The sequence below is a fragment of the Streptomyces sp. NPDC005263 genome (assembly GCF_042872365.1).
Classification (GTDB): domain Bacteria; phylum Actinomycetota; class Actinomycetes; order Streptomycetales; family Streptomycetaceae; genus Streptomyces.
Genome location: NZ_JBIAKJ010000001.1, coordinates 1,190,824 through 1,214,798 on the forward strand (window position 1 = coordinate 1,190,824; position 23,975 = coordinate 1,214,798).

Annotated in this window: 22 protein-coding genes and 1 pseudogene; 10 read left to right on the top strand and 13 right to left on the bottom strand. The window is 71.5% G+C overall.

Annotated features, from left to right (window positions below; translation table 11 throughout):
- Positions 1-67: 67 nt before the first annotated feature.
- Both ACFYRY_RS05400 and ACFYRY_RS05405 read right to left on the bottom strand, forming a co-directional pair.
- Positions 68-247: pseudogene (locus ACFYRY_RS05400) on the bottom strand (PIG-L family deacetylase); the annotation flags it as partial.
- A 165-nt stretch (positions 248-412) separates the two neighbouring features.
- Positions 413-1,441: a LacI family DNA-binding transcriptional regulator gene (locus ACFYRY_RS05405; protein ID WP_389140271.1), complete on the bottom strand. Its 1,029-nt coding sequence runs from the start codon at positions 1,439-1,441 to the stop codon at positions 413-415.
- 156 nt (positions 1,442-1,597) lie between these two features.
- Here ACFYRY_RS05405 and ACFYRY_RS05410 point away from each other — a divergent pair, with 156 nt between their 5' ends.
- Both ACFYRY_RS05410 and ACFYRY_RS05415 read left to right on the top strand, forming a co-directional pair.
- Positions 1,598-2,767 carry a Gfo/Idh/MocA family protein gene (locus ACFYRY_RS05410; RefSeq protein WP_389140273.1) on the top strand — a complete coding sequence of 390 codons (1,170 nt, stop codon included), beginning with the start codon at positions 1,598-1,600 and terminating at the stop codon, positions 2,765-2,767.
- 114 nt (positions 2,768-2,881) lie between these two features.
- Positions 2,882-3,541, top strand: coding sequence for a hypothetical protein (locus ACFYRY_RS05415; protein WP_389140275.1), 660 nt, complete (start codon positions 2,882-2,884; stop codon positions 3,539-3,541).
- 16 nt (positions 3,542-3,557) lie between these two features.
- On the opposite strand, the gene ACFYRY_RS05420 is transcribed toward ACFYRY_RS05415, so the two are convergent.
- Positions 3,558-4,592 carry a LacI family DNA-binding transcriptional regulator gene (locus tag ACFYRY_RS05420; RefSeq protein WP_389140277.1) on the bottom strand — a complete coding sequence of 345 codons (1,035 nt, stop codon included), beginning with the start codon at positions 4,590-4,592 and terminating at the stop codon, positions 3,558-3,560.
- A 134-nt stretch (positions 4,593-4,726) separates the two neighbouring features.
- Between ACFYRY_RS05420 and ACFYRY_RS05425 the strand changes: the two genes are divergently transcribed.
- The 4 genes from ACFYRY_RS05425 (at position 4,727) to ACFYRY_RS05440 (ending at position 8,797) form a co-directional block, all read left to right on the top strand.
- Positions 4,727-5,893: a phytanoyl-CoA dioxygenase family protein gene (locus tag ACFYRY_RS05425; RefSeq protein WP_389140279.1), complete on the top strand. Its 1,167-nt coding sequence runs from the start codon at positions 4,727-4,729 to the stop codon at positions 5,891-5,893.
- 15 nt (positions 5,894-5,908) lie between these two features.
- Positions 5,909-6,685 carry an SDR family oxidoreductase gene (locus ACFYRY_RS05430; protein WP_389140281.1) on the top strand — a complete coding sequence of 259 codons (777 nt, stop codon included), beginning with the start codon at positions 5,909-5,911 and terminating at the stop codon, positions 6,683-6,685.
- Between the two features lie 88 nt (positions 6,686-6,773).
- Entirely contained in the window at positions 6,774-7,778 is a 1,005-nt protein-coding gene (locus tag ACFYRY_RS05435) for a Gfo/Idh/MocA family oxidoreductase (RefSeq protein WP_389140283.1), read from the top strand.
- Positions 7,775-8,797, top strand: coding sequence for a Gfo/Idh/MocA family protein (locus ACFYRY_RS05440; protein WP_389140285.1), 1,023 nt, complete (start codon positions 7,775-7,777; stop codon positions 8,795-8,797). Before ACFYRY_RS05435 ends, ACFYRY_RS05440 begins: the two co-directional genes overlap by 4 nt.
- Positions 8,798-8,944: 147 nt before the next feature.
- Here the strand turns inward: ACFYRY_RS05440 and ACFYRY_RS05445 are convergent, their stop codons facing one another.
- From ACFYRY_RS05445 to ACFYRY_RS05460, 4 genes are all read right to left on the bottom strand, one after another.
- Positions 8,945-9,967, bottom strand: coding sequence for a Gfo/Idh/MocA family protein (locus tag ACFYRY_RS05445; protein ID WP_389140287.1), 1,023 nt, complete (start codon positions 9,965-9,967; stop codon positions 8,945-8,947).
- A gap of 133 nt (positions 9,968-10,100) precedes the next feature.
- A complete protein-coding gene (locus tag ACFYRY_RS05450) occupies positions 10,101-11,030 on the bottom strand; it encodes an ATP-binding cassette domain-containing protein (RefSeq protein ID WP_389140289.1) in 930 nt (309 codons plus the stop codon).
- 5 nt (positions 11,031-11,035) lie between these two features.
- A complete protein-coding gene (locus ACFYRY_RS05455) occupies positions 11,036-12,106 on the bottom strand; it encodes an ABC transporter permease (RefSeq protein WP_389140291.1) in 1,071 nt (356 codons plus the stop codon).
- 5 nt (positions 12,107-12,111) lie between these two features.
- Positions 12,112-13,131: a sugar ABC transporter substrate-binding protein gene (locus tag ACFYRY_RS05460; protein ID WP_389140293.1), complete on the bottom strand. Its 1,020-nt coding sequence runs from the start codon at positions 13,129-13,131 to the stop codon at positions 12,112-12,114.
- 300 nt (positions 13,132-13,431) lie between these two features.
- On the opposite strand from ACFYRY_RS05460, the gene iolC reads away from it, so the two are divergent.
- From iolC to ACFYRY_RS05475, 3 genes are read left to right on the top strand one after another with little or no spacing between them, the layout of a single operon-like run.
- Complete coding sequence (gene iolC, locus ACFYRY_RS05465) at positions 13,432-14,484, top strand: 5-dehydro-2-deoxygluconokinase (protein WP_389140295.1); 1,053 nt, start codon at positions 13,432-13,434, stop codon at positions 14,482-14,484.
- A 58-nt stretch (positions 14,485-14,542) separates the two neighbouring features.
- Entirely contained in the window at positions 14,543-16,432 is a 1,890-nt protein-coding gene (gene iolD / locus ACFYRY_RS05470) for a 3D-(3,5/4)-trihydroxycyclohexane-1,2-dione acylhydrolase (decyclizing) (RefSeq protein WP_389140297.1), read from the top strand.
- Positions 16,433-16,467: 35 nt separating this feature from the next.
- The gene (locus ACFYRY_RS05475; RefSeq protein WP_389140299.1) at positions 16,468-17,253 is read left to right on the top strand and encodes a GntR family transcriptional regulator; all 786 of its coding nucleotides are present in this window, start codon (positions 16,468-16,470) and stop codon (positions 17,251-17,253) included.
- Here the strand turns inward: ACFYRY_RS05475 and ACFYRY_RS05480 are convergent.
- The 4 genes from ACFYRY_RS05480 to ACFYRY_RS05495 all read right to left on the bottom strand — a co-directional run bounded on the left by ACFYRY_RS05480 (position 17,243) and on the right by ACFYRY_RS05495 (position 21,092).
- On the bottom strand, positions 17,243-18,379 hold the full coding sequence (locus ACFYRY_RS05480; RefSeq protein WP_389140301.1) for a methyltransferase: 1,137 nt from the start codon (positions 18,377-18,379) through the stop codon (positions 17,243-17,245). The genes ACFYRY_RS05475 and ACFYRY_RS05480 overlap by 11 nt on opposite strands.
- Before the next feature lie 308 nt (positions 18,380-18,687).
- Complete coding sequence (locus ACFYRY_RS05485) at positions 18,688-19,350, bottom strand: NUDIX domain-containing protein (RefSeq protein ID WP_389140303.1); 663 nt, start codon at positions 19,348-19,350, stop codon at positions 18,688-18,690.
- A gap of 129 nt (positions 19,351-19,479) precedes the next feature.
- Entirely contained in the window at positions 19,480-20,409 is a 930-nt protein-coding gene (locus ACFYRY_RS05490; protein ID WP_389140305.1) for a carbohydrate kinase family protein, read from the bottom strand.
- Positions 20,406-21,092, bottom strand: coding sequence for a class II aldolase/adducin family protein (locus tag ACFYRY_RS05495; protein WP_389140307.1), 687 nt, complete (start codon positions 21,090-21,092; stop codon positions 20,406-20,408). The genes ACFYRY_RS05490 and ACFYRY_RS05495 overlap by 4 nt, the downstream gene beginning before the upstream one ends.
- 61 nt (positions 21,093-21,153) lie before the next feature.
- Here ACFYRY_RS05495 and ACFYRY_RS05500 point away from each other — a divergent pair, with 61 nt between their 5' ends.
- Positions 21,154-21,804 (top strand): TetR family transcriptional regulator, encoded by a 651-nt coding sequence (locus ACFYRY_RS05500; RefSeq protein WP_389140309.1) that lies wholly within the window; start codon positions 21,154-21,156, stop codon positions 21,802-21,804.
- Here ACFYRY_RS05500 and ACFYRY_RS05505 read toward each other — a convergent pair.
- The gene (locus ACFYRY_RS05505; protein WP_389140311.1) at positions 21,798-22,532 is read right to left on the bottom strand and encodes a DinB family protein; all 735 of its coding nucleotides are present in this window, start codon (positions 22,530-22,532) and stop codon (positions 21,798-21,800) included. The two genes, ACFYRY_RS05500 and ACFYRY_RS05505, sit on opposite strands and share 7 nt — an antisense overlap.
- Before the next feature lie 168 nt (positions 22,533-22,700).
- On the bottom strand, positions 22,701-23,888 hold the full coding sequence (locus ACFYRY_RS05510) for an ABC transporter ATP-binding protein (RefSeq protein ID WP_389140313.1): 1,188 nt from the start codon (positions 23,886-23,888) through the stop codon (positions 22,701-22,703).
- Between the last annotated feature and the right edge of the window lie 87 nt (positions 23,889-23,975).

Consider the following 23,975-nt stretch of genomic DNA (forward strand, 5'->3'; position numbering starts at 1 on the left):
CCCGGCACGCCGGTGAGCAGGTTCCTCGTGCTCAGTGCGCGCCGACCAGTCCCTGCTCGGCGCCACCTATCGCCTTGATCTCCTCCAGCGTCTTGCCCTCGCGCCACGCCTTCGCCGACTCACCCCGCTCACCGAAGGTCAGGCAGGCGATGGTGACCTTCTCCCCGCGGGAGGCGGCCAGCGCGATGGCTCCGCCGGTCCGCCACACGAAGTCCCCGGCGTGCGCGGTGATGACGAGTGTCGACAGGTGTGCGCCCGCCTCGCGCGGCTCAGTCGCGCAGCGCCTCGATCACGCTGGTGAGGTGGGCACGGACGGCCGCCCCGGCAAGATTGTCGACAATTTTGTCCGCCGTATTGGTTCAGGGTGCGGGCGGGATCTCCAGCCGCTCTCGTCCGGTACCGGTCCGGCGGATCAGGTCGCGGACGCGGGGTCCGGCGCGCCCGTCGGCGGTGGTGCCGTCGTTCCGCGGATCTCCAGGGTGGGCGTGGCCAGGTGGGTCCGGCCCGCTCCCCCGGCTCCCTCGAAGCGGTCCAGGAGGCAGCGGGCGGCGCGTCGGCCGACCTCGTGCCCGGCGTTGTCGACCGTGGTGAGCCACAGGTGGCGCAGCCGGGAGATGCTCGTGTTGTCGTAGCCGGTGACGGACAGGTCCTCGGGGACCCGCAGGCCCAGTTCCTCGGCGGCCGAGAGCACGCCGACGGCGGCGATGTCGTTGACGGCCACGACGGCGGTCGGCCGCTCGCGTCGGCTCAGCAGCCGGACAGCCGTGCGGAAGCCGCCCTCCTCCGTCATGTCTCCGGCCTCGACGAGCGCCCGGCCGGCCGGGCCGTGGGCGCGCATCACCGCCTCGAAGCTGCGCCGGCGCAGCTCGCCGACGGCTCCGTAACCCGCGAGGTGCGCGATGCGGCGGTGGCCGAGCGCGATGAGGTGCTCGGTGACCAGCCGGGCGCCCCGCTCGTCGTCACCGGCGACGACGTCCACCCCGTCCGGCACCGGCTCACGGGCGCCCGCGACGACGACCGGCATCCGTGCGGCGACCGGGCCGAGCGCGGCCGCGTCGGGGAGGGTGCCGACCACGACCAGGCCGTCGACCTGGAGGTCCAGGAAGGGCCGGGCGAGGTCCTGGCCGGTGCGACGGTTGAGGCGGGCGTCGCCCAGCAGCATGTGCAGACCGTGGTCGTGCAGCAGCGAGTTGAGGCCGTCGAGCAGGTCCACGAACCAGGGGTTGCGCAGGTCGTTGAGGAGCACGCCCACCGTGCGGGTGCGCTGCTCGCTGAGGCTGCGGGCGGCGGCGTTCGGCCGGTAGCCGAGTTCGCGGACGGCCCGCAGCACCGCCTCCCGTCGCTCCGGCCGTACCTGCTCGGAGCCGCGCAGCACCAGCGAGACCAGCGACTTGGAGACCCCGGCCCGCTCGGCCACGTCCCGGATCGTCGGCTGTCTCATGTCCTGGACCGTTCCACGGCTTATCGGTCTTGTCAAAGGGCAGTGAAGGGCCGACGGAGGGCGGACAGAGGGCAGGCGACGGGGCTTGACACCCGTCGGCGTGCCGCCCAGGGTGGAACGGGAAGAGGAATGGACCGGTCCAAAAGAGGGTGGCTCATGGTGGATACGCTCGGTGTCGCGGTCGTCGGGTTCGGCTGGATGGGCCGGGTGCACACCCAGGCGTACGCCCGGGTCCCGCACCACTATCCGCGGCTCGGCCTGCGCCCGGAGCTGGTGACCGTCGCCGAGGAGGTGCCCGGCCGGGCCGAGGAGGCCGCCGAGCAGTTCGGCTTCGCCTCGACGACCCGTGACTGGCGGGCCGTCGCCGACGATCCGCGGGTCAAGGCGGTCAGCATCACGGCCCCGAACTTCCTGCACCGCGAGATCGGTGTGGCGATGGCCCGGGCCGGCAAGCACATCTGGATCGAGAAGCCGGTCGGCCTCAGCGTGGCGGACGCCCGGGCGGTGGCCGACGCGGTCACCGCGGCGGGCGTCCAGGGCGCGGTCGGCTTCAACTACCGCAACGCGCCCGCCGTCGAGACGGCCCGGTCGCTGATCGCCTCCGGCGACATCGGCACGGTCACCCATGTCCGGATCCGGCTGTTCAGCGACTACGCGGCGCACCCCGAGGGGGCGCTCAGCTGGCGGTACGAGCGGGAGCGCGGCGGCAGCGGAGTGCTGGGCGACCTGGCCTCGCACGGCGCCGACCTGGCCCGCCATCTGCTCGGCGACATCACCTCCCTCACCGCCGACACGGCGATCTTCGTACCGGAGCGGGCCCGTCCGACCGGTGTCACCGCCGGCCACAGCCGTGCCTCGGGCGGCGAACTCGGCCCGGTGGAGAACGAGGACTACGTCAACTGTCTGCTGCGCTTCGCCTCCGGCGCCCGCGGCGTGCTGGAGGCCTGCCGGGTCTCGGTCGGCGAACAGAACAACTACGGCTTCGAGGTGCACGGCACCAAGGGCGCGGTGTTCTGGGACTTCCGCCGGATGAACGAACTCGGCGTCAGCCGCGGCGACCGCTACCAGGACCAGCCGGTCAGCACGGTGTATGTCGGCCCGGGCGACGGCGAGTTCGGCGCGTTCCAGCCCGGAGCGGCCAACGCGATGGGGTACGACGACCTGAAGGTCGTCGAGGCGTACCGCTTCCTCCGGTCGGTCGCCGAGGGCACCTCGCACGGGGCCACCCTCACGGACGCCGTGCACAGTGCCGCCGTACTGGACGCCATGGCGCGGTCCGCCGAGAGCGGGACCTGGGTGGACGTACACCCGGGAGAGTGGCTCTAGGACCACCCCGGATCCGGTTCTCAGGCCCCGCGACGGCAGGCCCCGGGGACGGCAGGCTACGAGATGTCGGCACACACGCCGGCCGATCCGCCTCACCGACTTCCGGGGGAATCCATGAACGAGATCTTCGCCAGGCGCCTGACGGGCCTCGCGGGCATCATCAGCGCCGCCGCCCTGATCGTCGAAGTACCGCTGTACTTCGTCTACTCGGGCCCGCCGCCGGACGCGAACGTCCTGACCAGGCTGCTGCTGGGAATCGTCGCGCTGGCGTTGCTGGTGGTGTTCATGACTGCCTTCCGGGAACTGGTCAAGCGGGTGAGTCCCGCCCACGAATGGGTCGGGTCGATGGCCTTCGCCACCGGACTGGTCTACGCGACGGTCACCCTGGTCTCCAGCGGTCTGGAGGCGGGCGCGGTCATCGCGGCCGACCGCCCGATCGACCCGACCATCGACGTCAGTGGCACCTACATCCTGTACGGGTCGATCTCCCGGCTGATGCTGGCGCTGTTCCTGACCGCGTTCGGGTACGCCGTCTCCCGCACCCGGCTGCTGCCGCGCTGGACCGGCCGGTCGGCGTACGTCCTCGCGGGGATCAACGTGGCCTTCGTGCCGTCCCTGTTCTTCGGCAACACCCCGGCCCACTTCTACGCGGCGAACGGCTGGGGCACCACCGCGCTGATGGGCGCCGTGCTCAGCTACTGGCTGCTGGCCCTGGGCATCTCGTTCTACCGCAGCGCCGGAACACCGGTACCGGTACCGACGCCGACGCGCTGAGAGCGGCGGCCCCGCCTCACCCTGCCGTCGCCTGGGGCGGCATGTTGTATGGCGTGACCACCTGGATCGCCGAGGGCAGGGTCGGGCCGGCCGGGGGCAGGGCACCGTGGGCGCGCATCACGATGTGGCAGGCCTCGCGCATGTCCTGGCGCAGGTCGTGGTGGAGGACGGCGGACAGGCGGTGCTCGCGCAGCAGGCGGGTGTTGTCGTGGTCGAGGTCGTGTGCCACGAAGACCGCGCACGGTCGGTCCAGGTCCTCGAAGGCCCGCAGGGTGGCGATGTTGCCGCCGCCGATCGAGTAGACCGCACGGATGTCCGGGTCGCGTCGCAGCGCGGCCCGGACCAGGTCGTACTGGGTGGCGTCCAGCCCCTGCCCCTCGGCGATCTCGACCAGGGCGCGCCGCGGGTGCCGGGCGCGCATCGCGCCGCGGAAGCCCATCTCGCGCTCCTCCTCGTTGCGGAAGAAGCCGCTGCTGAGGCTGGTGAGCACATTGCCGGGACGGTCGCCGAGCCACTGGCCCATCAGGTAGGCGGCGGTCGCCCCGGCGGCCCGGTTGTCTATGCCGACGTAGGCGAGGCGCGCCGAGGAGGGCAGGTCGGTGACGAGGGTGACGACGGGGATGCCCGCCTGAGCCAGCCGTCCGACGGCGGCGGCGACCTCGGGGACGTCCGGCGCCTTGAGCACCACCCCTTGCGATCCGCGCCGGGCGATCCGCTCCAGGGTCCTGGTCAGTTCCTCCACGGGGCCGGTCTCCCGGAAGTGGAAGCGTGAGCGCACGACCGCCGGGTGCAGGGACGGCAGCTCGGCCTCCAGGGCGGCCTGTACGGCGGTGGAGAACCGCTCCGGGGTCTGCATCACGATGTCGATCATGAAGGTACGGCCGACCAGCCGGACCTGGGTGCGCTGGCGGTCCAGGTCCGCGATGGCCTGACGGACCTCACGCTGGGTGCTCTCCCGCACCCCGCCCCGACCGTTCAGGACCCGGTCGACGGTGGCCTCGCTCAGGCCCGCCTGACGTGCGATCTCACGGATCGGGAAGGGGTGGCCCACCGACGGCTCCTTGAGGGGTTTTTGATGGCTTGCCGCTGGTTGTTCGAGGGGTTTGTACTGACAAGAATGACAGAGCCGTGTCGCTGCCCCGCGACCGGCCCGTGTCGCATCCCGTGACCGAAAGAAGGACGACGATGTCCCTCACCGCCGCTCAGCAGCGGGCCTGGCTGACCGAGCAGGACTGTGATCTCGACGTCTTCCGCTCACTCGTCGAGCGCACGACGGACCTCGCCGACCATCCGCACGCCTCGGCCGTGGAGGACAACGTCCTCGTCTACGACAGTGAGCGCCTGCGCTCGGCGGGCCCGACCCGTGAGCTGCGGGCCGAACTGATCCACGCCCTCGCGGACGGCCCCGGCATCGTCGTCTTCCGGGCCGCCTTCCCCGACCCGGCCGTCGTCGACCGGCTCACCGGTGTCTTCGACGCCCTGATCACCGAGCAGCGCGCCTCGGGCGCCGCCGCCGGCGACCACTTCGCCGCGCCGGGCGCCAACGACCGGGTGTGGAACGCGCTGGAGAAGGCGGCCCTCTACGACCCCGAGGCGTTCGCCGACTACTACGCCAACGACATCCTCGCGCTGGTCTCGGGCGCCTGGCTGGGCCCGGGCTACCAGGTGACCTCGCAGGTGAACGTGGTCAACCCGGGCGGCGCGGCGCAGACCGTGCACCGCGACTACCACCTGGGGTTCCTCTCCAACGAGGCGGCCGCCGCCTACCCCGGGCATGTGCACCGTCTCTCGCCCGCGCTCACGCTGCAGGGCGCGGTGGCGCACTGCGACATGCCCGTGGAGTCGGGCCCGACGCTGTACCTGCCGTACTCGCAGACCTTCGAGCCCGGCTACCTCGCCTGGCGACTCCCCCGGTTCCAGGCGTACTTCAAGGCCCACCACGTCCAGCTCCCGCTGGCGAAGGGCGACGCCGTCTTCTTCAACCCGGCGCTGTTCCACGCCGCCGGCACCAACCACACGCTGGACGTACGCCGCGTGGCCAATCTGCTCCAGGTGTCCTCGCCGTTCGGCCGGGCGATGGAGACGGTGGACCGCCAGGCGGTGGCCAACGCGGTCTTCCCCGTGCTGCGCAGGCGTCTGGCCGACGGTGCGGGTGAGGAGTGGCTGGAGCGGGTGATCGCGGCGAGCGCCGAGGGCTACCCGTTCCCCACCAACCTCGACAGCGACCCGCCCGTCGACGGTCTGGCCCCGCCTTCCCAGGCGGACGTCGTACGGCGGGCGCTGGAGCAGGGATGGACCCCGCGGGCCCTGCGTGACGAACTGCGGGCCGGCGCCGTACGGCGCGAGAGCTGAAAGGGCTAGGAACTCATGGGACTTCTCGACGACAAGGTCGTCCTCGTCAACGGCGGCAGCCAGGGCGTGGGCGCCGCCATCGCCCGGGCCGCGGTCCGGGAGGGGGCGCGGGTCGCCGTCACCGGCAGGCGCCCGGAGCCCGGTGAGGCGCTGGTGGCGGAGCTGGCGGCGGCCGGCGGCAAGGCGATGTTCGTGCGGGCCGACCTGGCGGACGCCGAGCAGGCGAAGGGGTCCGTGGCCGAGGTGGTCGGGGCGTACGGCCGCATCGACTGCCTGGTGAACTCGGCCGGCCTCACCTCCCGGGGCACGCTCCTCGACACCACACCCGAGCTGTTCGACCAGCACATCGCGATCAATCTCAAGGCCCCGTTCTTCGCCATGCAGGCCGCCGTCGCGGACATGGTGGGCCGCGGTGCGCCCGGCACCGTCGTCAACATCATCACCTCCTCCGCGCACGGCGGGCAGCCGTTCCTCGCCCCGTACGTCGCCGCGAAGGCCGGGCTGATCGGTCTGACCCGCAACGCGGCGCACGCGCACCGCTTCGACCGGGTGCGGATCAACGGCCTGAACATCGGCTGGACCGCGACCGAGGGCGAGGACGCCACGCAGAAGGCCTTCCACGGCGCCGGGGACGACTGGCGCGAGGAGGCCGCCGCCCGGCTGCCGATGGGCAAGCTCGGCCAGCCGGACGAGATCGCGGACTTCGTCGTCCTCCTGCTGTCCGAACGGTCCGGAGTGGTCACCGGTTCGGTGATCGACTGGGACCAGAACGTCCTCGGCGGCCTCGACTGACCCTCCCCCCTCCGCTCGTAAGAACCCGCTCGTAACCCGCTCGTCAGACTCCGCTCGTCAGACCCCGCACCCAAGGAGCACCACCCTCATGCGCATCGGAATCCTCGGCCTCGGCCGTATCGGCGCCTTCCACGCCGAAACCCTCTCCGGGCTCGACGCGGTCGAGTCGCTCGTCCTGGCCGACCCGTTCGCGGACGCCGCCAAGTCCGCCGCCGAGCGGTTCGGCGGTGAGGTCGTGGACTCCCCCGAGGCCGTACTGGCGGCCGGGGTGGACGGCATCGTCGTGGCGGCGGCCACCGACGCGCACCCCGCGCTGATCCTGGCCGCCGTCGAGGCGGGTGTGCCCGTGTTCTGCGAGAAGCCCGTCGCGAAGACCATGCGCGAGGGCGTCGAGGTACTCAAGGCCGTCCAGGGCACGAACGTGCCGATCCAGATCGGCTACAACCGCCGCTTCGACGCCGGCTTCGTCGCCGCCCGGGCCGCCGTGCGGGGCGGCGAGCTGGGCAAGCTGCACACCATCCGGTCGACCACGCTGGACCCGGCGCCGCCGCCGGCCGCGTACATCGCCGCCTCGGGGGGCATCTTCCGGGACTGCTCGGTGCACGACTTCGACATCATCCGCTGGGTGACCGGCCGGGAGGTGACCGAGGTGTACGCGGTCGGCGGCAACCGGGGTGCCGACTACATCAAGGAGGCGGGCGACGCCGACACCACCGGCGCGATCCTCACCCTGGACGACGGAACCATCGCGGTGGTCTCCAACTCCCGCCACAACGCCCGGGGTTACGACGTCCGCATGGAGATCCACGGCTTCACCGACTCCATCGCCGTCGGCCTGGAGGACAAGCTGCCGCTGCGTTCGGTCGAGCCCGGCGTGACCTTCCCGGCCGGTACCCCGCACGACTTCTTCATGGACCGCTTCACCGCGGCCTACCGTGCCGAACTCACCGCGTTCACCGAGGTCGTGGCCGGCACCCGGCCCTCCCCGTGCACGATCGAGGACGCCCTGGAGGCGGGCTGGATCGCCGACGCCTGCACGCTGTCGCTGCACGAGCACCGCCCCGTCACCATCCAGGAGGTACGCCAGGCATGAGCGGACCGGGTCCGAAACCGCTGCGCATCGGCGTGCTGGGCGCGGCACGCATCACCGAACGCTCCCTGGTGGACCCGGCCCGGGCGGCCGGCCACCGCCTGGTCTCGGTGGCCGCCCGCGAGCGGTCGCGGGCCGAGGCCTTCGCGGCGGCCCACGGCGTGGAGCGGGTGGCGGACTCCTACGCCGACCTGCTCGCCGACCCCGAGGTCGACGTCGTCTACAACCCGCTCGCCAACGGCCTGCACGGGCCGTGGAACCTGGCCGCCCTCGCGGCGGGCAAGCACGTCCTGACGGAGAAGCCGTCGGCGAGCAACGCCGAGGAGGCAGCCGAGGTACGGGAGGCGGCGGTGAAGGCGGGCACCGTCTTCATGGAGGGCTTCCACTACCTCTTCCACCCGGTCACCCGGCGCCTGCACGAGATCCTGCGCAGCGGTGAACTCGGGGAGCTGCGACGGGTGGAGACCATGGTCGCCATACCGGCGCCGGAGGACGGCGACCCCCGCTGGTCGCTGCCCCTGGCCGGCGGCGCCGTGATGGACCTGGGCTGCTACAGCCTGCACGCGGTGCGGATGCTGGCCCCCTGGGCGGGCGGCGCGCCGCGGCTGGGCTCGGCGCGGGGCGGGCAGCGGGCGGGGGCGCCCGGGGTCGACGAGTGGCTGGACGCCGAGCTGGAGTTCCCGGGCGGGGCCACCGCGTCGGCGCGCTGCCACATGGCGTACGACCGGCTGGAGATGAGCTGCCGGATCGTCGGTTCGCGGGGCGAGGCGAGCGCGCCGAACTTCGTGCTGCCGCAGCTGGACGACCGGGTCGTGGTGCGGACGGCGCAGGGCGAGCGCACGGAGCGGCTCGGTACCCGGTCGTCGTACGCGTACCAGCTGGAGGCGTTCGCGGCGGGTGTCCGCGAGGGCACCGAGCTGCCGCTGGGCGCGGACGACGCGGTGGCGACGATGGCGCTGATCGACGAGTGCTACCGCGCGGCGGGGTTCGAGCCGCGGCCGCGCACCACGCTCGCGGACTGAGGGCTCCAGGGGAATCCCGCGGAAAGAGGGCCGGGGGTTCCCCGGCCCTCTTCCGTGTCCCGGTCAGGAAAGTCGTCGGGAGGGCCGATGGCGGAAAGCCGTCAGGAGGACCGACGGCGGAAAGGCGTCGGGAAGACCGACGGCCCGTCATTCCCGGTACAGCACGGGCTGCTCGACGAGGTCGACCTCGACCCTGCCGCCCTCCTCCAGCGACCGCACTCCGGCCTCGCACACCGCCGCCGCCGCGTAGCCGTCCCAGACGCTCGGGCCGGTGACCTCGCCGCGGCGGGTGGCGTCGACCCAGGCCTGGATCTCGCGGTCGTAGGCGTCGGCGAAGCGTTCGGTGAAGTCCTGGTCGATCGTGCCGCCCCAGCGGCCCGCCATGTTGGTGACCATGGCGTGGCCGTCGCCGATGCGTGCGGTGCCGCGTTCGCAGACCACTTCGGCCTGGACCTGGTAGCCGAAGCCGCAGTTGACGAACATCTCGACGTCGACGATCGCGCCGCCGTCGGTCTCGAACACGACGAACTGGGGGTCCTGGAGGTCGTCGGGCGCGTTCGCCGACGGTCGCGGACGCAGCACGGTGACCGCCGTGATCTCGTGCCCGAGCAGCCAGCGGGTCACGTCCGTCTCGTGCGCGACGGAGTCGCTGATGAGCATGTCGCTGGTGAACCCGGACGGACTGGCCGCGTTGCGATGCCGGTTGTGCAGCATCAGCGGGCGACCCAACTGCCCCGTGTCCAAGAGGGACTTGAGCTTCATGTACTCGGCGTCGTAACGCCGCATGAAGCCGACCTGGACCCGGCGTCGCCCCAGCCTCACCTCCGCCTCCATGACCCGTGCCGCGGCGGCCGCGTCCGGGGTGAGCGGCTTCTCGCACAGGACGGGCAGGTCGCGCTCGAAGGCCGCCAGCAGGGCCGCCTCGTGGGCGGGGCCGGGGGAGGCGACGAGGACGGCGTCGACGTCGGCCGCCGCCATCGCGGCGGCGGGGTCGGTGTGGGCGGTGCAGCCGTCGACGGGTGCCGCGACGGCCCTGGCGCGTTCCGCGTCGACGTCCACGACGGCGGTCACCCGGGCTCCGCTGACGCGTTGCTGGATCCGGCGCACATGGTCGGCGCCCATTCGTCCGGTGCCGATGACGGCGATTCCGAGCGGATCACGCTGGGTCATGGTCGTCCCTCCGGGATTCGGGCGCCGCGGGAACTCAGGAGGCGGGGGCTCTTGGACCGGAGGGGCCGCGGTGCAGGCCGGTGAGGACCGTACCCGCGGACACCTTCAGGTTCCGTCCGTCCGGGACGCCGTCTCAGGCCTTCTCCTCGCCGACGGTGGTGGCGGGGGCGGGGGTGGTGGCGGGCAGGTCGCCCTCTCCGGGGAGCTCGTCGACGTCGACGCCGCGTACCTGGGCGAGTTCGTGTTTGAGCGCGGTGAGTTCGGCGCCGCCTGCCATGTGGTCGGTGAGCTCGTCGAGGCTGACCTGGTCGCGGGAGGCGTTCAACTCCATGGTGCCCAGGCGCAGGACGCTGAAGTGGTCGCCCACCATGTAGGCGTGGTGGGGGTTGTGGGTGATGAAGATGACGCCGAGGCCGCGGTCGCGGGCGGCGGCGATGTACTTCAGCACCACGCCGGACTGCTTGACGCCGAGGGCGGCGGTGGGCTCGTCCAGGATCAGGACGCGGGCGCCGAAGTAGACGGCGCGGGCGATGGCCACGCACTGGCGCTGACCGCCGGAGAGGGTACCGATGGGCTGTTCCAGGTCGTCCAGGACGATGCCCATGTTGCGCAGTTCCTGGTCGGCGGTCTTCTTCATCGCCTCGATGTCGAGGCGGCGCACGGGCCAGGGGCCCTTGGTCATCTCGGAGCCGAGGAAGAAGTTGCGCCACACCGGCATCAGGGGGACGGTGGCGAGGTCCTGGTAGACGGTGGCGATGCCCTTGTCGAGGGCCTCGCGCGGGGTGGAGAACCGCACGGGGGCGCCGTCGACGAGGAAGTCGCCCTCGGTGTGCTGGTGCAGCCCGGAGATGATCTTGATGAGGGTGGACTTGCCGGCGCCGTTGTCGCCCAGCACGCAGGTGACCTTGCCCGGATGGACCGTCAGGTCCACGCCGTGCAGGGCACGGACGTTGCCGTACGCCTTGCCCGCCCCCCGCAACTCGACGATCGGGGCGTCGTCCTGCTGCTCGGGCTCGGTGTCCGCGAGGACGGCTCCGTGCGTACCGGTCTTGTTGGTCGTCATAGGGGTCACCTCCGGGTCGCCGACTGGCGGACCCACAGATTGATCAGGACGGCGCCCAGGAGCATCACGCCGAGGAATGCCTTGAACCAGTCGGGGTTCCAGCCGGCGAAGACGATGCCCTGGTTCACCATGCCGAACATGAAGGCGCCGAAGACCGGGCCGATCGCCGAACCGTAGCCGCCGGTCAGCAGACAGCCGCCGATGACCGCCGCGGCGATGTAGATGAGCTCCTGGCCCACGCCCTCGCCGGACTGCACGGTGTTGAAGGTGAACAGCTGGTGCATCCCGACGAACCAGGCGCCGAAGCCGACCAGCATGAACAGGGAGATCTTCGTGAAGGTCACGGGCACGCCGACCGCCCGTGCGCTCTCCTTGTTGCCGCCGACCGCGAAGATCCAGTTGCCGTACTTGGTGCGCAGCAGCACCCAGGTGGCCAGCGCCGCGAAGATCAGCCAGTACACGATGGTGATCTTCACCGTGACACCGCCGACCTGGAAGGTCGAGGCGAAGATCTTCTTCGCCTGGTCGAAGCCGTCCATGGTGCTGATGTCGTCGGTGGCCACGTTGGTGGTCACCAGCTTGGTGACCGCGAGGTTCACACCTTGCAGGATCAGGAAGGTGCCCAGCGTGACGAGGAAGCTGGGCAGGCCGGTCTTGACCACCATCCAGCCGTTGAAGAAGCCGATCGCCAGCGACACGATCAGCGCGACGATCACGCCCATCCACACGTTCAGGGTGAGTTGGTAGCTGAGCATGCTCGCGGTCAGCGCCGAGGTGATCACCGCGACACCGGACGACAGGTCGAACTCGCCGCCGATCATCAGCAGCGCGACCGGCAGGGCCATGATCCCGATCGTCGACGACTGGTACAGGATCGTGGACATCGCGCTGCCCTCGCGCACCGGGGGCGCGGCGATCAGGAAGAACACGTACACGGCGGCGGCACCGAGGAAGACACCGACTTCGGGGCGGGCCAACAGCCTCAGGGCCAGGGGGCGTTGCGACGTCCGGCCGTCGGACTGCTTCGGGCCGGGGGCCGGCGGTGTGGTCACCGCCGGCTCAGCCTGCTGGGTCATACCGCTCACCGGGTGCCCTTCGCGGCGTACGCGGCGATCTTGTCGACGTTGGTCTTGTCGACGAAGGCCGGACCGGTCAGCACGGGCTGCTCACCGCCACCGCTGTAGTTGCCGTTGTTCTTGTAGAGCCACAGGGAGTCCACCGCGAGGTAGCCCTGGAGGTAAGGCTGCTGGTCGACGGCGAACTGGATGGTTCCCTTGTCGATCGCCCCGGTCAGTTCCTTGTTGAGGTCGAAGGTGGCGATCTTCGCCTTGCTGCCCGACTCGGACACCGACTGGACCGCGGTCAGCGCGAAGGGGGCGCCCAGGGTCACGACATAGTCGATCGACTTGTCCTGGCTGAGCTTGGCGGTGATCGTCGACTTCACGGACGGCATGTCGGCGCCGTTGACGAAGAGCGTCTGGGTCTTGCCCTTGAACGTCTTCTTCACGCCGTCACAGCGCTGGGTGAGGCCGATGTTGCCCTGTTCCTGGACGACACAGACGGTGCTCTTGGCGCCGGCCTCGTTCAGCCGCTTGCCGAGCGCCTCGCCCGCGACGGTCTCGTCCTGGCCGAAGAACTCCATCAGGCCGAGCTTCTGCCAGTCGCTCACTCCGGAGTTGAGGCCGACCACGGGTATGTTCGCGGCCTTCGCCTTGCTCACGACGTCCTTCATGGCGTCCGGCTTGGCGAGGGTGATGGCGATGCCGTCGACCTTCTGGTCGATCGCGTTCTGCACCAGGTTGGCCTGGTTGCCCGCGTTCGGGTCGGCCGAGTAGACCAGCTTGATGTTGTCCTTGGCGGCCGCGGCCTCCGCACCCTTGCGGACGATGTCCCAGAAGGTGTCGCCGGGCGCCTGGTGGGTGACCAGCGCGACGGTCATCCGGGGAGTGGTGGCCTTGCCCGCGGAGGCACCCGACCCACTCTCCTCGGCCTTCTTGCCGCCGGAGCTGCTGGAGCAGCCAGCGAGGGTGAGGGCCGCTGCCGCGGCCACCGCCACGACGGGTACGACTCTGCGGGAACGGAAGCGAGAAGAGCGGTCCATCTTTCCTGCACCTCACTGTGCGACGGGAGAACGTCGGGAAAGGGAAGGGATCACGGGGGATCCGAGGAGGCCCGGGACCTGGCGGGTTCCGGGTCGTGCGCCGCGAAAAAGCGACAACTGCGCTGGGACGGGATCCAATCCCTTGACACGGCCGCTGTCAATACTTTGTAAAGACATCATTTCACGAGCAGGTCCGAATGTAAGTACAAACTATTGACAGTGTCACCCTTCGAGTCCTACACCTGGAACAACGGGTCCCGTGGGACCCGCTTCCCCAGTCCGGACCGAGGAGTGTCGCGCATGGCAGGCTCAGCCCAGCACTTCGACGTGATCAGTATGGGCCGTATCGGAGTTGATCTCTACCCGCAGCAGGCCCGAGTGCCGTTGGCGCGCGTGGAGACCTTCGGGAAGTTTCTCGGCGGTTCGGCGGCGAACGTGGCGGTCGCCGCCGCCCGGCTCGGCCGCCGCGCCGCGGTGATCACCCGCACCGGCGACGACCCCTTCGGCAGCTATCTCCACCAGACGCTCACGGAGTTCGGCGTCGATGACCGCTGGGTGACGCCGGTGGAGGGTCTGCCGACCCCGGTGACGTTCTGCGAGATCTTCCCGCCGGACCACTTCCCGCTGTACTCCTACCGTCGGCCGAGCGCCCCCGACCTGCGGATCCACACCGACGAGTTGGACTACTTCGCCATCCGGTCGGCCCGGATCCTGTGGATCACCGGTACCGGTCTGAGCGGGGAACCGAGCCGGTCGGCCACGCTCGCCGCGCTCAAGGCCCGCGGCCGGTCCGGGACGACCGTCTTCGACCTGGACTGGCGGCCGGCCCTGTGGAACGACACCTCCTGGGCGGACGCGGAGGAGGCCCGCCCGTACTACCGGGAGGCCCTGCGGCACGCCACCGTCGCCTTGGGCGATCTCGACGAGTGCGAGATCGCCACCGGAGTGCGCGAACCGCGGGCGTGCGCCGAGGCGTTGCTCGCGGCGGGCGTCGAACTGGCCGTGGTGAAACAGGGCCCGGACGGCGTGCTCGCCGTGCACCGGGACGGTACGGCGGTAGCGGTGCCGCCGCTTCCGGTCGAGGTGGTCAACGGGCTCGGCGCGGGCGACGCGTTCGGCGGCGCGCTGTGCCACGGGCTGCTGTCCGGCTGGGAGTTGCCGGACGTCCTGCGGTACGCCAACGCGGCGGGCGCCCTGGTCGCCTCCCGCCCCGCCTGCTCCGCCGCGATGCCGACCTGTCCCGAGGTCGAGGACCTGCTCGCCGGCGTACCGCGACCACGCGCGGCGCAGCCGCTCCCCGCCCAGCCGCACCTCGTGGACCCGGGCGCGACGCTCCCGAGCGCGACGGCCTGACCGGAACCCTTCGTGAGTGCCCGCCCCCTGTCCCCCGCCCCTTCCCAGTGAGGTCCCGATGAGTCACCCCACGAGCGTCCGCCTGACCGTCGCCCAGGCGCTGGTGCGGTTCCTGTCCGTCCAGTACACCGAGCGGGACGGCGTACGGCACCGGCTGATCGCCGGTACCTGGGGCATCTTCGGCCACGGCAACGTGGCGGGTGTCGGCCAGGCGCTTTTGGAGGCAGGCATCGGGGAGGGGGCCGCGATGCCGTTCCACCAGGGCCGCAACGAGCAGGCGATGGTGCACGCGGCGGTGGGTCACGCACGTCAGCTCAACCGCCTCTCCGCGCAGGCGGTGACCACCTCCATCGGGCCGGGCGCGACGAACCTCGTCACCGGCGCGGCCCTCGCCACCGTCAACCGCCTGCCGGTGCTGCTGCTGCCCGGCGACTACTTCGCCACCCGCGCCGCCGACCCGCTCCTTCAGCAGCTGGAGCACCCGACCGAGGCCGACGTGTCCGTCAACGACACCCTGCGCCCGGTCTCGCGTTACTTCGACCGCGTCACCCGGCCCGAGGCCCTCATCCCCTCGGCGCTGAACGCGATGCGGGTGCTGGCGGATCCCGCCGAGACCGGCGCGGTCACCCTCGCACTGCCGCAGGACGTGCAGGTGGAGGCGTACGACTGGCCGGCGGAGTTCTTCGCCGACCGGGTGTGGCGCGTACGGCGTCCCGCGCCCGACCCGGTCGAACTGGCCGAGGCGGTACGGGCGATCCGGGCCGCCGAACGCCCGCTGATCGTCGCGGGCGGCGGCGTGCACCACAGCGAGGCCGAGGCCGCGCTGCGAGCCCTGGTGGACGCCACCGGCATCCCGGTCGCCTCCACCCAGGCGGGCAAGGGCTCGCTGCGCCACGACCATCCCGCCGACCTCGGCGGCATCGGCCACACCGGCACCGCGGTGTGCGACGACATCGCCCGCACCGCGGACCTGGTGATCGGTGTCGGAACCCGCTACAGCGACTTCACCACCGCCTCCGGCACGCTCTTCCAGCACCCGGGCGTCCGGTTCCTGAACCTCAACATCACGGCGTTCGACGCCCACAAGCTGGCGGCCCGAACGCTCGTCTGCGACGCGAGAGCCGGCCTGGAGGCGCTCGCCGCGGGCCTCGACGGCCACCGGGTGGATCCCGCGTACGCCACCGAGTACGGCGCCGGCAAGGAGCGCTGGGAGCGGGTCGTGGCAGCCGCCTACCGTGCCGACGACGAGCACGCCGTACCGACCCAGACCCAGGTGCTCGGCGCGCTGGACTCCGTGGTCGGCGACGACGACGTGGTGATCAACGCGGCCGGCTCACTCCCCGGCGACCTGCACAAGCTGTGGCGGGCCCGCGGCCCGCGCCAGTACCACCTGGAGTACGGCTACTCCTGCATGGGCTACGAGATCCCGGCCGCGATCGGCGTCCAGCAGGCCACGCCGGGCACCGCCGTGTGGGCGCTGGTCGGCGACGGCACGTACCTGATGATGCCGACGGAGATCGTCACCGCCGTCCAGGAGGGTCTGCCGGTCAACCTGGTCCTGATCCAGAACCACGGCTACGCCTCCATCGGCGGCCTCTCCGAGTCGGTGGGCGGTGAGCGTTTCGGCACCGCCTACCGCTACCGGGCCGCCGACGGGACCTTCTCCGGCGCCCCGCTGCCCGTCGACCTCGCCGCGAACGCGGCCAGCCTCGGCATGGACGTACTGCGCGCCAAGACCGTGCGGGAGTTGCGCGAGGCGCTGGGCACGGCCCGCGCCTCGGACCGTCCGACGTGTGTGTACGTCGAGACCGGCGCCGATGGCCCGAGCGCTCCCCCGGCCGAGGCCTGGTGGGACGTGCCGGTGGCCGAGACCGCCTCCCGCGCGGCCGCCGTACGGGCCCGTGAGGAGTACGACCGCGAGGTCGCCACCCGCCGCCACCACCTGTGATGCCCCGCTCCCGGCCTTTGGAGGAAGGTACGTCCATGGCGAAGACCGGCGGGGATCCGCGTGCCATGGCCGCCCCCGCGCTCAGCTCCCTGGACTTCGCGCTGGACCGCGGCAGTCCGGTGCCGCTGTACTACCAGCTCGCCCAGCAGCTGGAGGCGGCGATCGAGCACGGCGTCCTCGCCCCCGGCAACCTGCTGGGCAACGAGGTCGACCTGTCCGTACGTCTCGGCCTGTCCCGTCCGACGGTCCGCCAGGCCATCCAGTCCCTGGTCGACAAGGGACTGCTGGTGCGCCGCCGCGGGGTCGGCACCCAGGTGGTGCACAGCCAGGTCAAGCGCCCGCTCGAACTCAGCAGCCTCTACGACGACCTGGAGGCGGCCGGACAGGGACCCGCCACCCGGGTGGTGCGCAACGAGGACGTCGTCGCGTCCGCGGACGTGGCGGCCGCCCTCGGGGTCGCCGAGGGCTGCGAGGTCACGTGCCTGGAGCGGCTGCGCTCCACCCACGGCCAGCCCGTGGCCTTCCTGGTCAACTACCTGCCCGCGGGCCTGCTCGACCTCGACACCGCCCGCCTCGGGTCGACCGGCCTCTACCGCATGCTGCGCACCGCCGGCATCACCCTGCACAGCGCCCGCCAGACCGTCGGCGCCCGCAGCGCCACCGCCGAGGAGGCCCACCTCCTCGACGAGAGCCAGGGCGCCGCCCTGTTGACCATGCAGCGCACCGCGTTCGACGACACCGGCCGCCCGGTCGAGTACGGCACCCACATCTACCGCGCGTCCCGGTACACCTTCGACTTCCAGCTGCTGGTCAGACCCTGATCCCCGTTCCTCGACGGCACCGCGCGGTCAGCCGCCACAGGGAGGTGACCTCGGCCGCGCGGGCGGTGTGCAGAGGATCGCGGGGGTCCCGTGACCTCGGGTGCCTGGGGCGGGTGTCGAGCCGCCCGACGACGCGCAGGCCGGCCTCGTCGATGAGGGCGAGCAGGTCCTGGCGGCTGCGCAGACCGAAGTGTTCGGCCAGGTCGGAGAGGACGAGCCACCCCTCGCCGCCGGGGGTGAGGTGGGCGGGGAGCCCGTCGAGGAAGCCGCGGAGCATGGCCGAGTCGGGGTCCTGTACGCCGCGTTCGAGGTCCGAGACGGGCCGTCCCGGCAGCCACGGCGGGTTGCAGACGACGAGGTCGGCGCGGCCGTCCGGGTACAGGGCCGGTCCGGTCACGGCGACGCGCGCGGCGACACCGAGCCGCTGGACGTTGTCGCGCGCACAGGCCAGGGCGCGCGGGCTGATGTCCGTGGCCACGACCTGTTCGAGGCCGCGCCGGGCGAGGACGGCGGCCAGCACTCCCGTCCCGGTACCCAGGTCGAACGCGGTACGGCCGGGGACGGGAGCCTGCGCGACGAGGTCGACGTACTCACCGCGGACCGGGGCGAACACCCCGTAGTGCGGGTGGACCCGGGCCCTCAGGGCCGGTACCGCCACGCCCTTGAGCCGCCACTGCCAGGCACCGAGCACGCCGAGCAGTTCCCGGAGCGAGATCACCACGGGGCCGCGCGACGGACCGTAGGCCGCCGTGCACGCCTCCCGTACGTCGGGTGCCCGGCGCAGGTTCAGGGTGTGACCGTCCTCCAGCTGGACGAGCAGCCTGCCGAGGACCCGGGCGCGGTGGGCCCGGGCCCGGCGGTGCAGACGGTAGGCCTGCACCGGGTCGCTCTCCGGCACGCGCGCGGTGCGGTCGACGCGTCGGCCCATGGCGGTCAGGAGCTGACGGGCGCTCTGATAGTCGCCCCGCCAGAGCAGCCCGACACCCTCGCAGGCCAGGCGGTGCGCGGTGGCGGCGCGCAGGCTCTCGTCGGCGACGACGATCCGGCGCGGCGGCGGGGTCTGGCCCTCGGAGTGCCAGCGGGCGGCGTGGGTGGTGTGGTCCTCGGTCCAGTGGATGGTGGACACGACGTACTCCTCGTGAAGGAACGTGCAGGGGCACGAAGAGCACTTCGACGAGGGGCGTGGCGAACCGCCCGTGACGGGCACGGGCGATCGCCCGGGCCATGGCACGGGTCAGTCGGGCCGACAGGCCCGGGTTCGGGCCGGGGGTCGGGCCGGGGAGGTTACCGCTCCCGCGTCGAAGCGCGTGAGGAGCGGTCGCCGAGCACCATGCCGAGTGTCACGAGGGGTCCTTCACCGTAGAGGGCCGGTCAGGTTATCAGTCGTCCCCGAGCTCCCTTCGAGTCGAGGGCGCGCGCGGGGGGTTGGGAGGCTCAGCGGGCGAACGGCCCCTCCAGGGCGGCCCATTGCAGGAGCATGATGGTCTTGGCGTCGGCGATCTCCCCGGTCCGGATCATCTCCAGGGCGCGGCGGAAGGGCAGTTCGAGGATCTCGATGTCCTCGCCCTCCTCGTCCAGGCCGCCCCCTTCGTGGGTGTGGGTCGAGGGTCCGTAGGCGGCGGCGTAGAAGCTGACGCGTTCGGTGACCGAGCCGGGGCTCATGTAGACGTCGAAGACGTGCCGGACCTCGCCGATGGTGTGCCCGGTCTCCTCCACGACCTCCCGCCGTACGGCGATCTCCGGGTGCTCGTCCTCGTCGTCGAGGAGCCCGCCGGGGGTTTCGACCAGCATGCCGTCGGGATGTCCGTTGACGTACACCGGGAACCGGAACTGCCGGGTGAGCAGCACGGTCTCCCGTTCGGTGTCGTACAGCAGCATGGTGGCGCCGTTGCCGCGGTCGTGGGTCTCGCGCTGCTGGGTCGTCCAGGTGCCGTCGGCGTGCCGGTAGTCGAAGGTGGTGGCACGCTCGACGTACCAGTGGCTGGAGAGCAGGGTCACGTCGCGCACCCTGACGCGCGGGTTGCCGGTCAGGTCGAGGCCGGTGCGGTCGAGTCCGGTGCGTCCCCGGCGGTCGGGGGTGTCGGCACCGGCGGTCATCGGGGGCCTGCCGGGAGGGAGGCGGAGTACGAGTTGGTCATGCCCGCTTCTACCACTGCGGGCCGGGCGCTCGGGGGTCACCTGCGGTTTCCGTGTCCCGCGCGCCCGGGACCAGAGGTTCAGGGCGGCTCAGGAGCGGGTCTTGTGAACCATGGAGAACTCGTCGGCCTCGGCGAGGTCGAAGTCCCCGTGGTCGCTGCCGAGCCCCTGCGCCACCAGCGCGGCCGCCGCGCAGCCGAGAACGGCCGCCTCACGGGGTGTGCGGCTGAGGCTGATCCCGCGCAGGAAGCCCGCGGAGAACGCGTCGCCGCACCCGGTGCTGTCGACGACGTCGATCGCGAAGGCGGGGACCGTCTCGGTGCCCTCGGCTGTCACGACCAGCGCGCCGTCGCCGCCGCGGGTCACCGCGACCACGCCGACACCGGCGGCCAGGAGCTTCTGGGCGCCTGCCATCAGGTCGTCCTCGCCGGTGAAGCCGAGGAGTTGGTCGTCGTTGGGCAGCAGATGGTCGACGTACGGCAGCGCCTGCTCGATCTGGTCGAAGCCGCCGAGTACACCGGGCGCGAGCAGGTCCATGGAGGTGACCACACCGTGCTCCTTGGCGTGCGACAGGATGCGCGCGGCGACGTCGACACCGATCAGCTCGGGGCCGCCGAGATGCAGGTGCGTGGCCTCGGCGATGGCGTCCCAGGGCACGTCGTCGAGGCCGTAGGTGACGTTGGCGCCCAGCAGATGGAGGGAGGGGCGGTCGCCGTTGGGACGGATGGGCAGGACGCTCGCGGAGGTGGAGGTGTCGACGCGGCGGACCAGCAACTCGGTGTCGATGCCCGCCCGGTTGAGCAGGCTCACCAGCAGGTCACCGGTGGGGTCGGTACCGATCGCGCCGGCGGTGCGGACCGAGGCGCCCAGCTTGGCGAGGGTGAGGGCGGTACCGCCGGCCGTTCCGGCGGCGGTCATCCGGATGTCGTCCACCAGGGTCGCGCCCTGTCCCTCGGGTATCTCCTCCACCGGGCGTACCAGTACGTCCAGTACGTGCACGCCCATCGTGACGACCTTCATCGGGGTCCCTCCTGCTCGGGTGACAAGGGCTGGGTGGTGCCGTAGTTCCTTGCGAGCGCGGCCTCGATCACCGCGAGCTGCTGCTGTTCGTCGAGGACGCGGGGCGGGCCCAGGGCCGCCGCGCGCTGGTAGACACCACAGGCCCACTCCAGCAGCAGCGCGTGTTCGACCGCCTTGTCGAGGGTCGGTGCGTGGGTGAGCGAGCCGTGGTTGGCCATCAGTGCGGCGCTGCGGCCCTCGAGCGCCGCGAGCACCGATTCGGCGAGTTCCGGGGTGCCGAAGGTGGCGTACGGCGCCACCCGCACGGTGCCGCCCAGGGTGAGCAACTGGTAGTGAATGCAGGGTAGTTCGTCGAGGACGCAGGACAGAGCGGTGGCCATGGGGGCATGCGTGTGCACGACCGCGCCGGTGCCGTGGCGTCGATAGACGCCCAGGTGCAGGTCCAGCTCCGAGGTCGGGCGCAGGGTGCCGGCCACGGTCTTCCCGTCGAGATCGACGACGGTCACCTGGTCCGGGGTCAGCTCGGCGAGCACCGCGCCGGTAGCGGTGATCGCGACCCGCTCCCCCGCACGCACGCTGACGTTCCCCGCCGTACCGATGAGCAGGCCCTCGGCTCCCAGCCGGCGGCACGCGGCGGCTACCGCGGCCCGCTCCTCGTCCAGCGCCGAGCTTGAGTCGGTCATGCGCGCGACGCTAACCTAAACCTGAAACAATGTCACATTCACTTGTGGAGGTCGTTGTCGCGTGAACGAGCCGACCACCGACCTCGGCCGGACGGCGGGGCTCGCCTCCCTCCGGCGCACCCCCCAGCAGGCGCGCAGCAGGGCGCGCCTGGCCCGGGTTCTGGAGACCGCCGAGCGGGTGCTGGTCGACGAGGGGGTCGAGGCGCTCACCACCACCCGGATCGCGGCGGAGGCGAGGGTGTCGGTGGGGTCGCTGTACCAGTACCTTCCCGACCGGGGCGCGATCATCGAAGCACTGGCGGCCGGCTACTTCGCGAAACTCGAAGCCACGATGGACGACCTCGTCGGGGCCGCGGCGGCCGAGCGCTGGAGCGACCCGGTCGGTGTCCTCATCGACGCGTACACCGAGATCTACCGCACCGAACACGGTTTCCGCGCCCTCTGGTTCGGCAGCGGCCTGACCGAGCGGACCCGCACCGCGGACCGCGAGCACAAGCGCCGGATGGCCGACGGGATCCGCCGCATCCTGCTCGCCCTCGGCCTCGCCACCGACGACGAGGCGCTCGCCCGTTCCTGCCATGCCGCGATCCTCACCGCCGACGCGCTCGCCCAGGAGGCGTTCCGCAGCGACACCCGGGGCGACGCGGCCCTCCTCGACGAGGCGAAGACCATGCTGCGCGGCTATCTGACGGCCGTCACGGCACGCTACTGAGCCCTGGCCGGTCCGCCGGTGGTGAAGCGGGTCCGCCACAGGTCCCGGAGCAACGCGATCTCGGCCATGTGGTGGATGAATTCGATGTTGGCCCCCGCCAGCACGGAGGCGAACGGGTAGTCGGCGTCGTTGCTGTACGGGTACTGCGAGAACCCGACCGTGTCGAGCTCCTCCTCGGTGACGGTGGCGACGCTGTCGCGCCAGCGGTCGATCACCTCCCAGAACCGCTCGAGTGCCAGGCCGGCGGAGGGGGTGAAATCGACCAACAGCTTCGGCTCCTGGCGCCGTTCACCGAAGGTCCACTCCCAGGGGCCCGCGAAGTGGAAGTGCAGATGCCCCAGCCGCCACGCGATGGTCGTGACCGGGGTGTCGTCGGGCTCCGGCTCAGCGGTGCCGGCGAGGATCTGCTCGACCCGTTCGACGCTCACGCTCCAGTCATCGGCGATCTCGGCGACGGTCATGCCGCCGGCCGCCTGCCGGGCGACCTCGGCGTACTCGCCTGCCGGGATCTGCCCCGCGCCCAGATCGAGCACCCACTCGCCCGGCCCGAACGCCCTGGGCGTCACCGCCTCGCCCCGGCGCCGGATCGACCAGCAGTCGGGCACCGGCTCCCACAGGTACTCCTCGTCGCCGAGCCCCGCCAGGCGCGCCCGGGCCGTGTCCCTGGCGTCGTCGAACTGGCCGAGCAGTAAGCCCAAACGGTCGGTCCGCACACCCTCGGTCCCCATGCCTGACTCCCTCGCCGTCGCGTCTCGTACCTCATCGCTCAGGCGGAAGCTAACGGCTCGTCCCACGGGGCGCGACCGATTTCCTCGGGGAAGACAGCCCGGAGACCGGCCGCACCTGCTGGATCGCCGGGTACGGGATGCGGATCCGTGCCCTGTGCGGCGCGGTCGTCAGTCCGCCCGCACCGGGTGCGTGAGGTTCGCTCCGGTCGACGGGTCGAACACGTGGGCCTTGGCCATGTCGACCCGCATCTCGACCGGTTCGCCCTCACGGGCACGCGTGGCGGCGTCCAGGCGGGCCACGATCTGATGGGTGTCGGCGCCGGTGTCCCGCACGCCCGAGTCCGCGGCGAGCTCCTCCAGTTCGGTGGTCGTCGCGGGGCCGCCCTCCGCGGTGAAGTAGACGTACACGTCGGAGCCCAGCGACTCCAGTACGTCCACGGTGGCGGTGAACGTCGGGCCCGTCCGTTCCCGCTCGTGGGACAGCGCCGCGTCCTCGAAGGCCTCAGGTCGCAGCCCTAGGATGACCTCGCGGGGCGCGTTCGCCTCTTCCAGCGCCTGCCTCGTACGGTCGTCGAGGGGCAGGTCGCCCAGGGGCGAGCGCAGGGCACCGTCCTCCAGGGTGGCGTTGAGGAAGTTCATCGCCGGGGAGCCGATGAAGCCGGCGACGAAGATGTTGCGCGGGAGGTCGTACAGCTCGGCGGGTGTGCCGATCTGCTGGACCAGGCCCTGCCTCATGACCACGACGCGGTCGCCGAGCGTCATCGCCTCGGTCTGGTCGTGGGTGACGTACACGGTGGTCGTGCCCAGGCGCCGCTGCAGCCGGGAGATCTGGGTGCGCATCTGTACCCGGAGTTTGGCGTCCAGGTTGGACAGCGGCTCGTCCATCAGGAACGCCTTGGGATCACGGACGATCGCCCGTCCCATCGCCACCCGCTGGCGCTGACCGCCCGAGAGGTTGGCGGGCTTGCGGTCCAGGTGCTCGGTCAGGTCGAGGATCCGGGCGGCTTCCGTCACCTTGGCGTTGACGGTGTCCTTGTCCACCTTGGCCAGGCGCAGCGGGAAGCCCATGTTCTCCCGGACGTTCATGTGCGGGTACAGGGCATAGCTCTGGAACACCATGGCGACGTCGCGTTCCTTCGGAGCCAGGTCGTTGACGACTCGGCCTCCGATGCGCAGGGTTCCCTCGGTGATGTCCTCAAGTCCGGCGATCATGTTCAGGGTGGTGGACTTGCCGCAGCCCGACGGACCGACCAGGATCACGAACTCGCCGTCGGCGATCTCGAGGTCCACGTCCTTCACGGCGAGGGCCCCGTCGGGAAAGCGCTTGGTGACTCCCTCAAGGATGATCTCGGCCATGGATGGTGCCTCCTTGCCTTCATGCCTTCCGGGTCCGAGCACTGGGGTCGGTGTCTCGGTCCGGTGGCCGGTCTGCCGCGGTCGGCC

Excerpts from the sequence above, each read along its gene's own strand:
- ACFYRY_RS05405 (WP_389140271.1), bottom strand. The coding sequence starts at position 1,441 with ATGAGACAGCCGACGATCCGGGACGTGGCCGAGCGGGCCGGGGTCTCC.
- ACFYRY_RS05410 (WP_389140273.1), top strand. The coding sequence starts at position 1,598 with ATGGTGGATACGCTCGGTGTCGCGGTCGTCGGGTTCGGCTGGATGGGC.
- ACFYRY_RS05415 (WP_389140275.1), top strand. The coding sequence starts at position 2,882 with ATGAACGAGATCTTCGCCAGGCGCCTGACGGGCCTCGCGGGCATCATC.
- ACFYRY_RS05425 (WP_389140279.1), top strand. The coding sequence starts at position 4,727 with ATGTCCCTCACCGCCGCTCAGCAGCGGGCCTGGCTGACCGAGCAGGAC.
- ACFYRY_RS05430 (WP_389140281.1), top strand. The coding sequence starts at position 5,909 with ATGGGACTTCTCGACGACAAGGTCGTCCTCGTCAACGGCGGCAGCCAG.
- ACFYRY_RS05435 (WP_389140283.1), top strand. The coding sequence starts at position 6,774 with ATGCGCATCGGAATCCTCGGCCTCGGCCGTATCGGCGCCTTCCACGCC.
- ACFYRY_RS05440 (WP_389140285.1), top strand. The coding sequence starts at position 7,775 with ATGAGCGGACCGGGTCCGAAACCGCTGCGCATCGGCGTGCTGGGCGCG.
- ACFYRY_RS05445 (WP_389140287.1), bottom strand. The coding sequence starts at position 9,967 with ATGACCCAGCGTGATCCGCTCGGAATCGCCGTCATCGGCACCGGACGA.
- ACFYRY_RS05450 (WP_389140289.1), bottom strand. The coding sequence starts at position 11,030 with ATGACGACCAACAAGACCGGTACGCACGGAGCCGTCCTCGCGGACACC.
- ACFYRY_RS05455 (WP_389140291.1), bottom strand. The coding sequence starts at position 12,106 with ATGACCCAGCAGGCTGAGCCGGCGGTGACCACACCGCCGGCCCCCGGC.
- ACFYRY_RS05460 (WP_389140293.1), bottom strand. The coding sequence starts at position 13,131 with ATGGACCGCTCTTCTCGCTTCCGTTCCCGCAGAGTCGTACCCGTCGTG.
- iolC (WP_389140295.1), top strand. The coding sequence starts at position 13,432 with ATGGCAGGCTCAGCCCAGCACTTCGACGTGATCAGTATGGGCCGTATC.
- iolD (WP_389140297.1), top strand. The coding sequence starts at position 14,543 with ATGAGTCACCCCACGAGCGTCCGCCTGACCGTCGCCCAGGCGCTGGTG.
- ACFYRY_RS05475 (WP_389140299.1), top strand. The coding sequence starts at position 16,468 with ATGGCGAAGACCGGCGGGGATCCGCGTGCCATGGCCGCCCCCGCGCTC.
- ACFYRY_RS05485 (WP_389140303.1), bottom strand. The coding sequence starts at position 19,350 with ATGACCGCCGGTGCCGACACCCCCGACCGCCGGGGACGCACCGGACTC.
- ACFYRY_RS05490 (WP_389140305.1), bottom strand. The coding sequence starts at position 20,409 with ATGAAGGTCGTCACGATGGGCGTGCACGTACTGGACGTACTGGTACGC.
- ACFYRY_RS05495 (WP_389140307.1), bottom strand. The coding sequence starts at position 21,092 with ATGACCGACTCAAGCTCGGCGCTGGACGAGGAGCGGGCCGCGGTAGCC.
- ACFYRY_RS05505 (WP_389140311.1), bottom strand. The coding sequence starts at position 22,532 with ATGGGGACCGAGGGTGTGCGGACCGACCGTTTGGGCTTACTGCTCGGC.
- ACFYRY_RS05510 (WP_389140313.1), bottom strand. The coding sequence starts at position 23,888 with ATGGCCGAGATCATCCTTGAGGGAGTCACCAAGCGCTTTCCCGACGGG.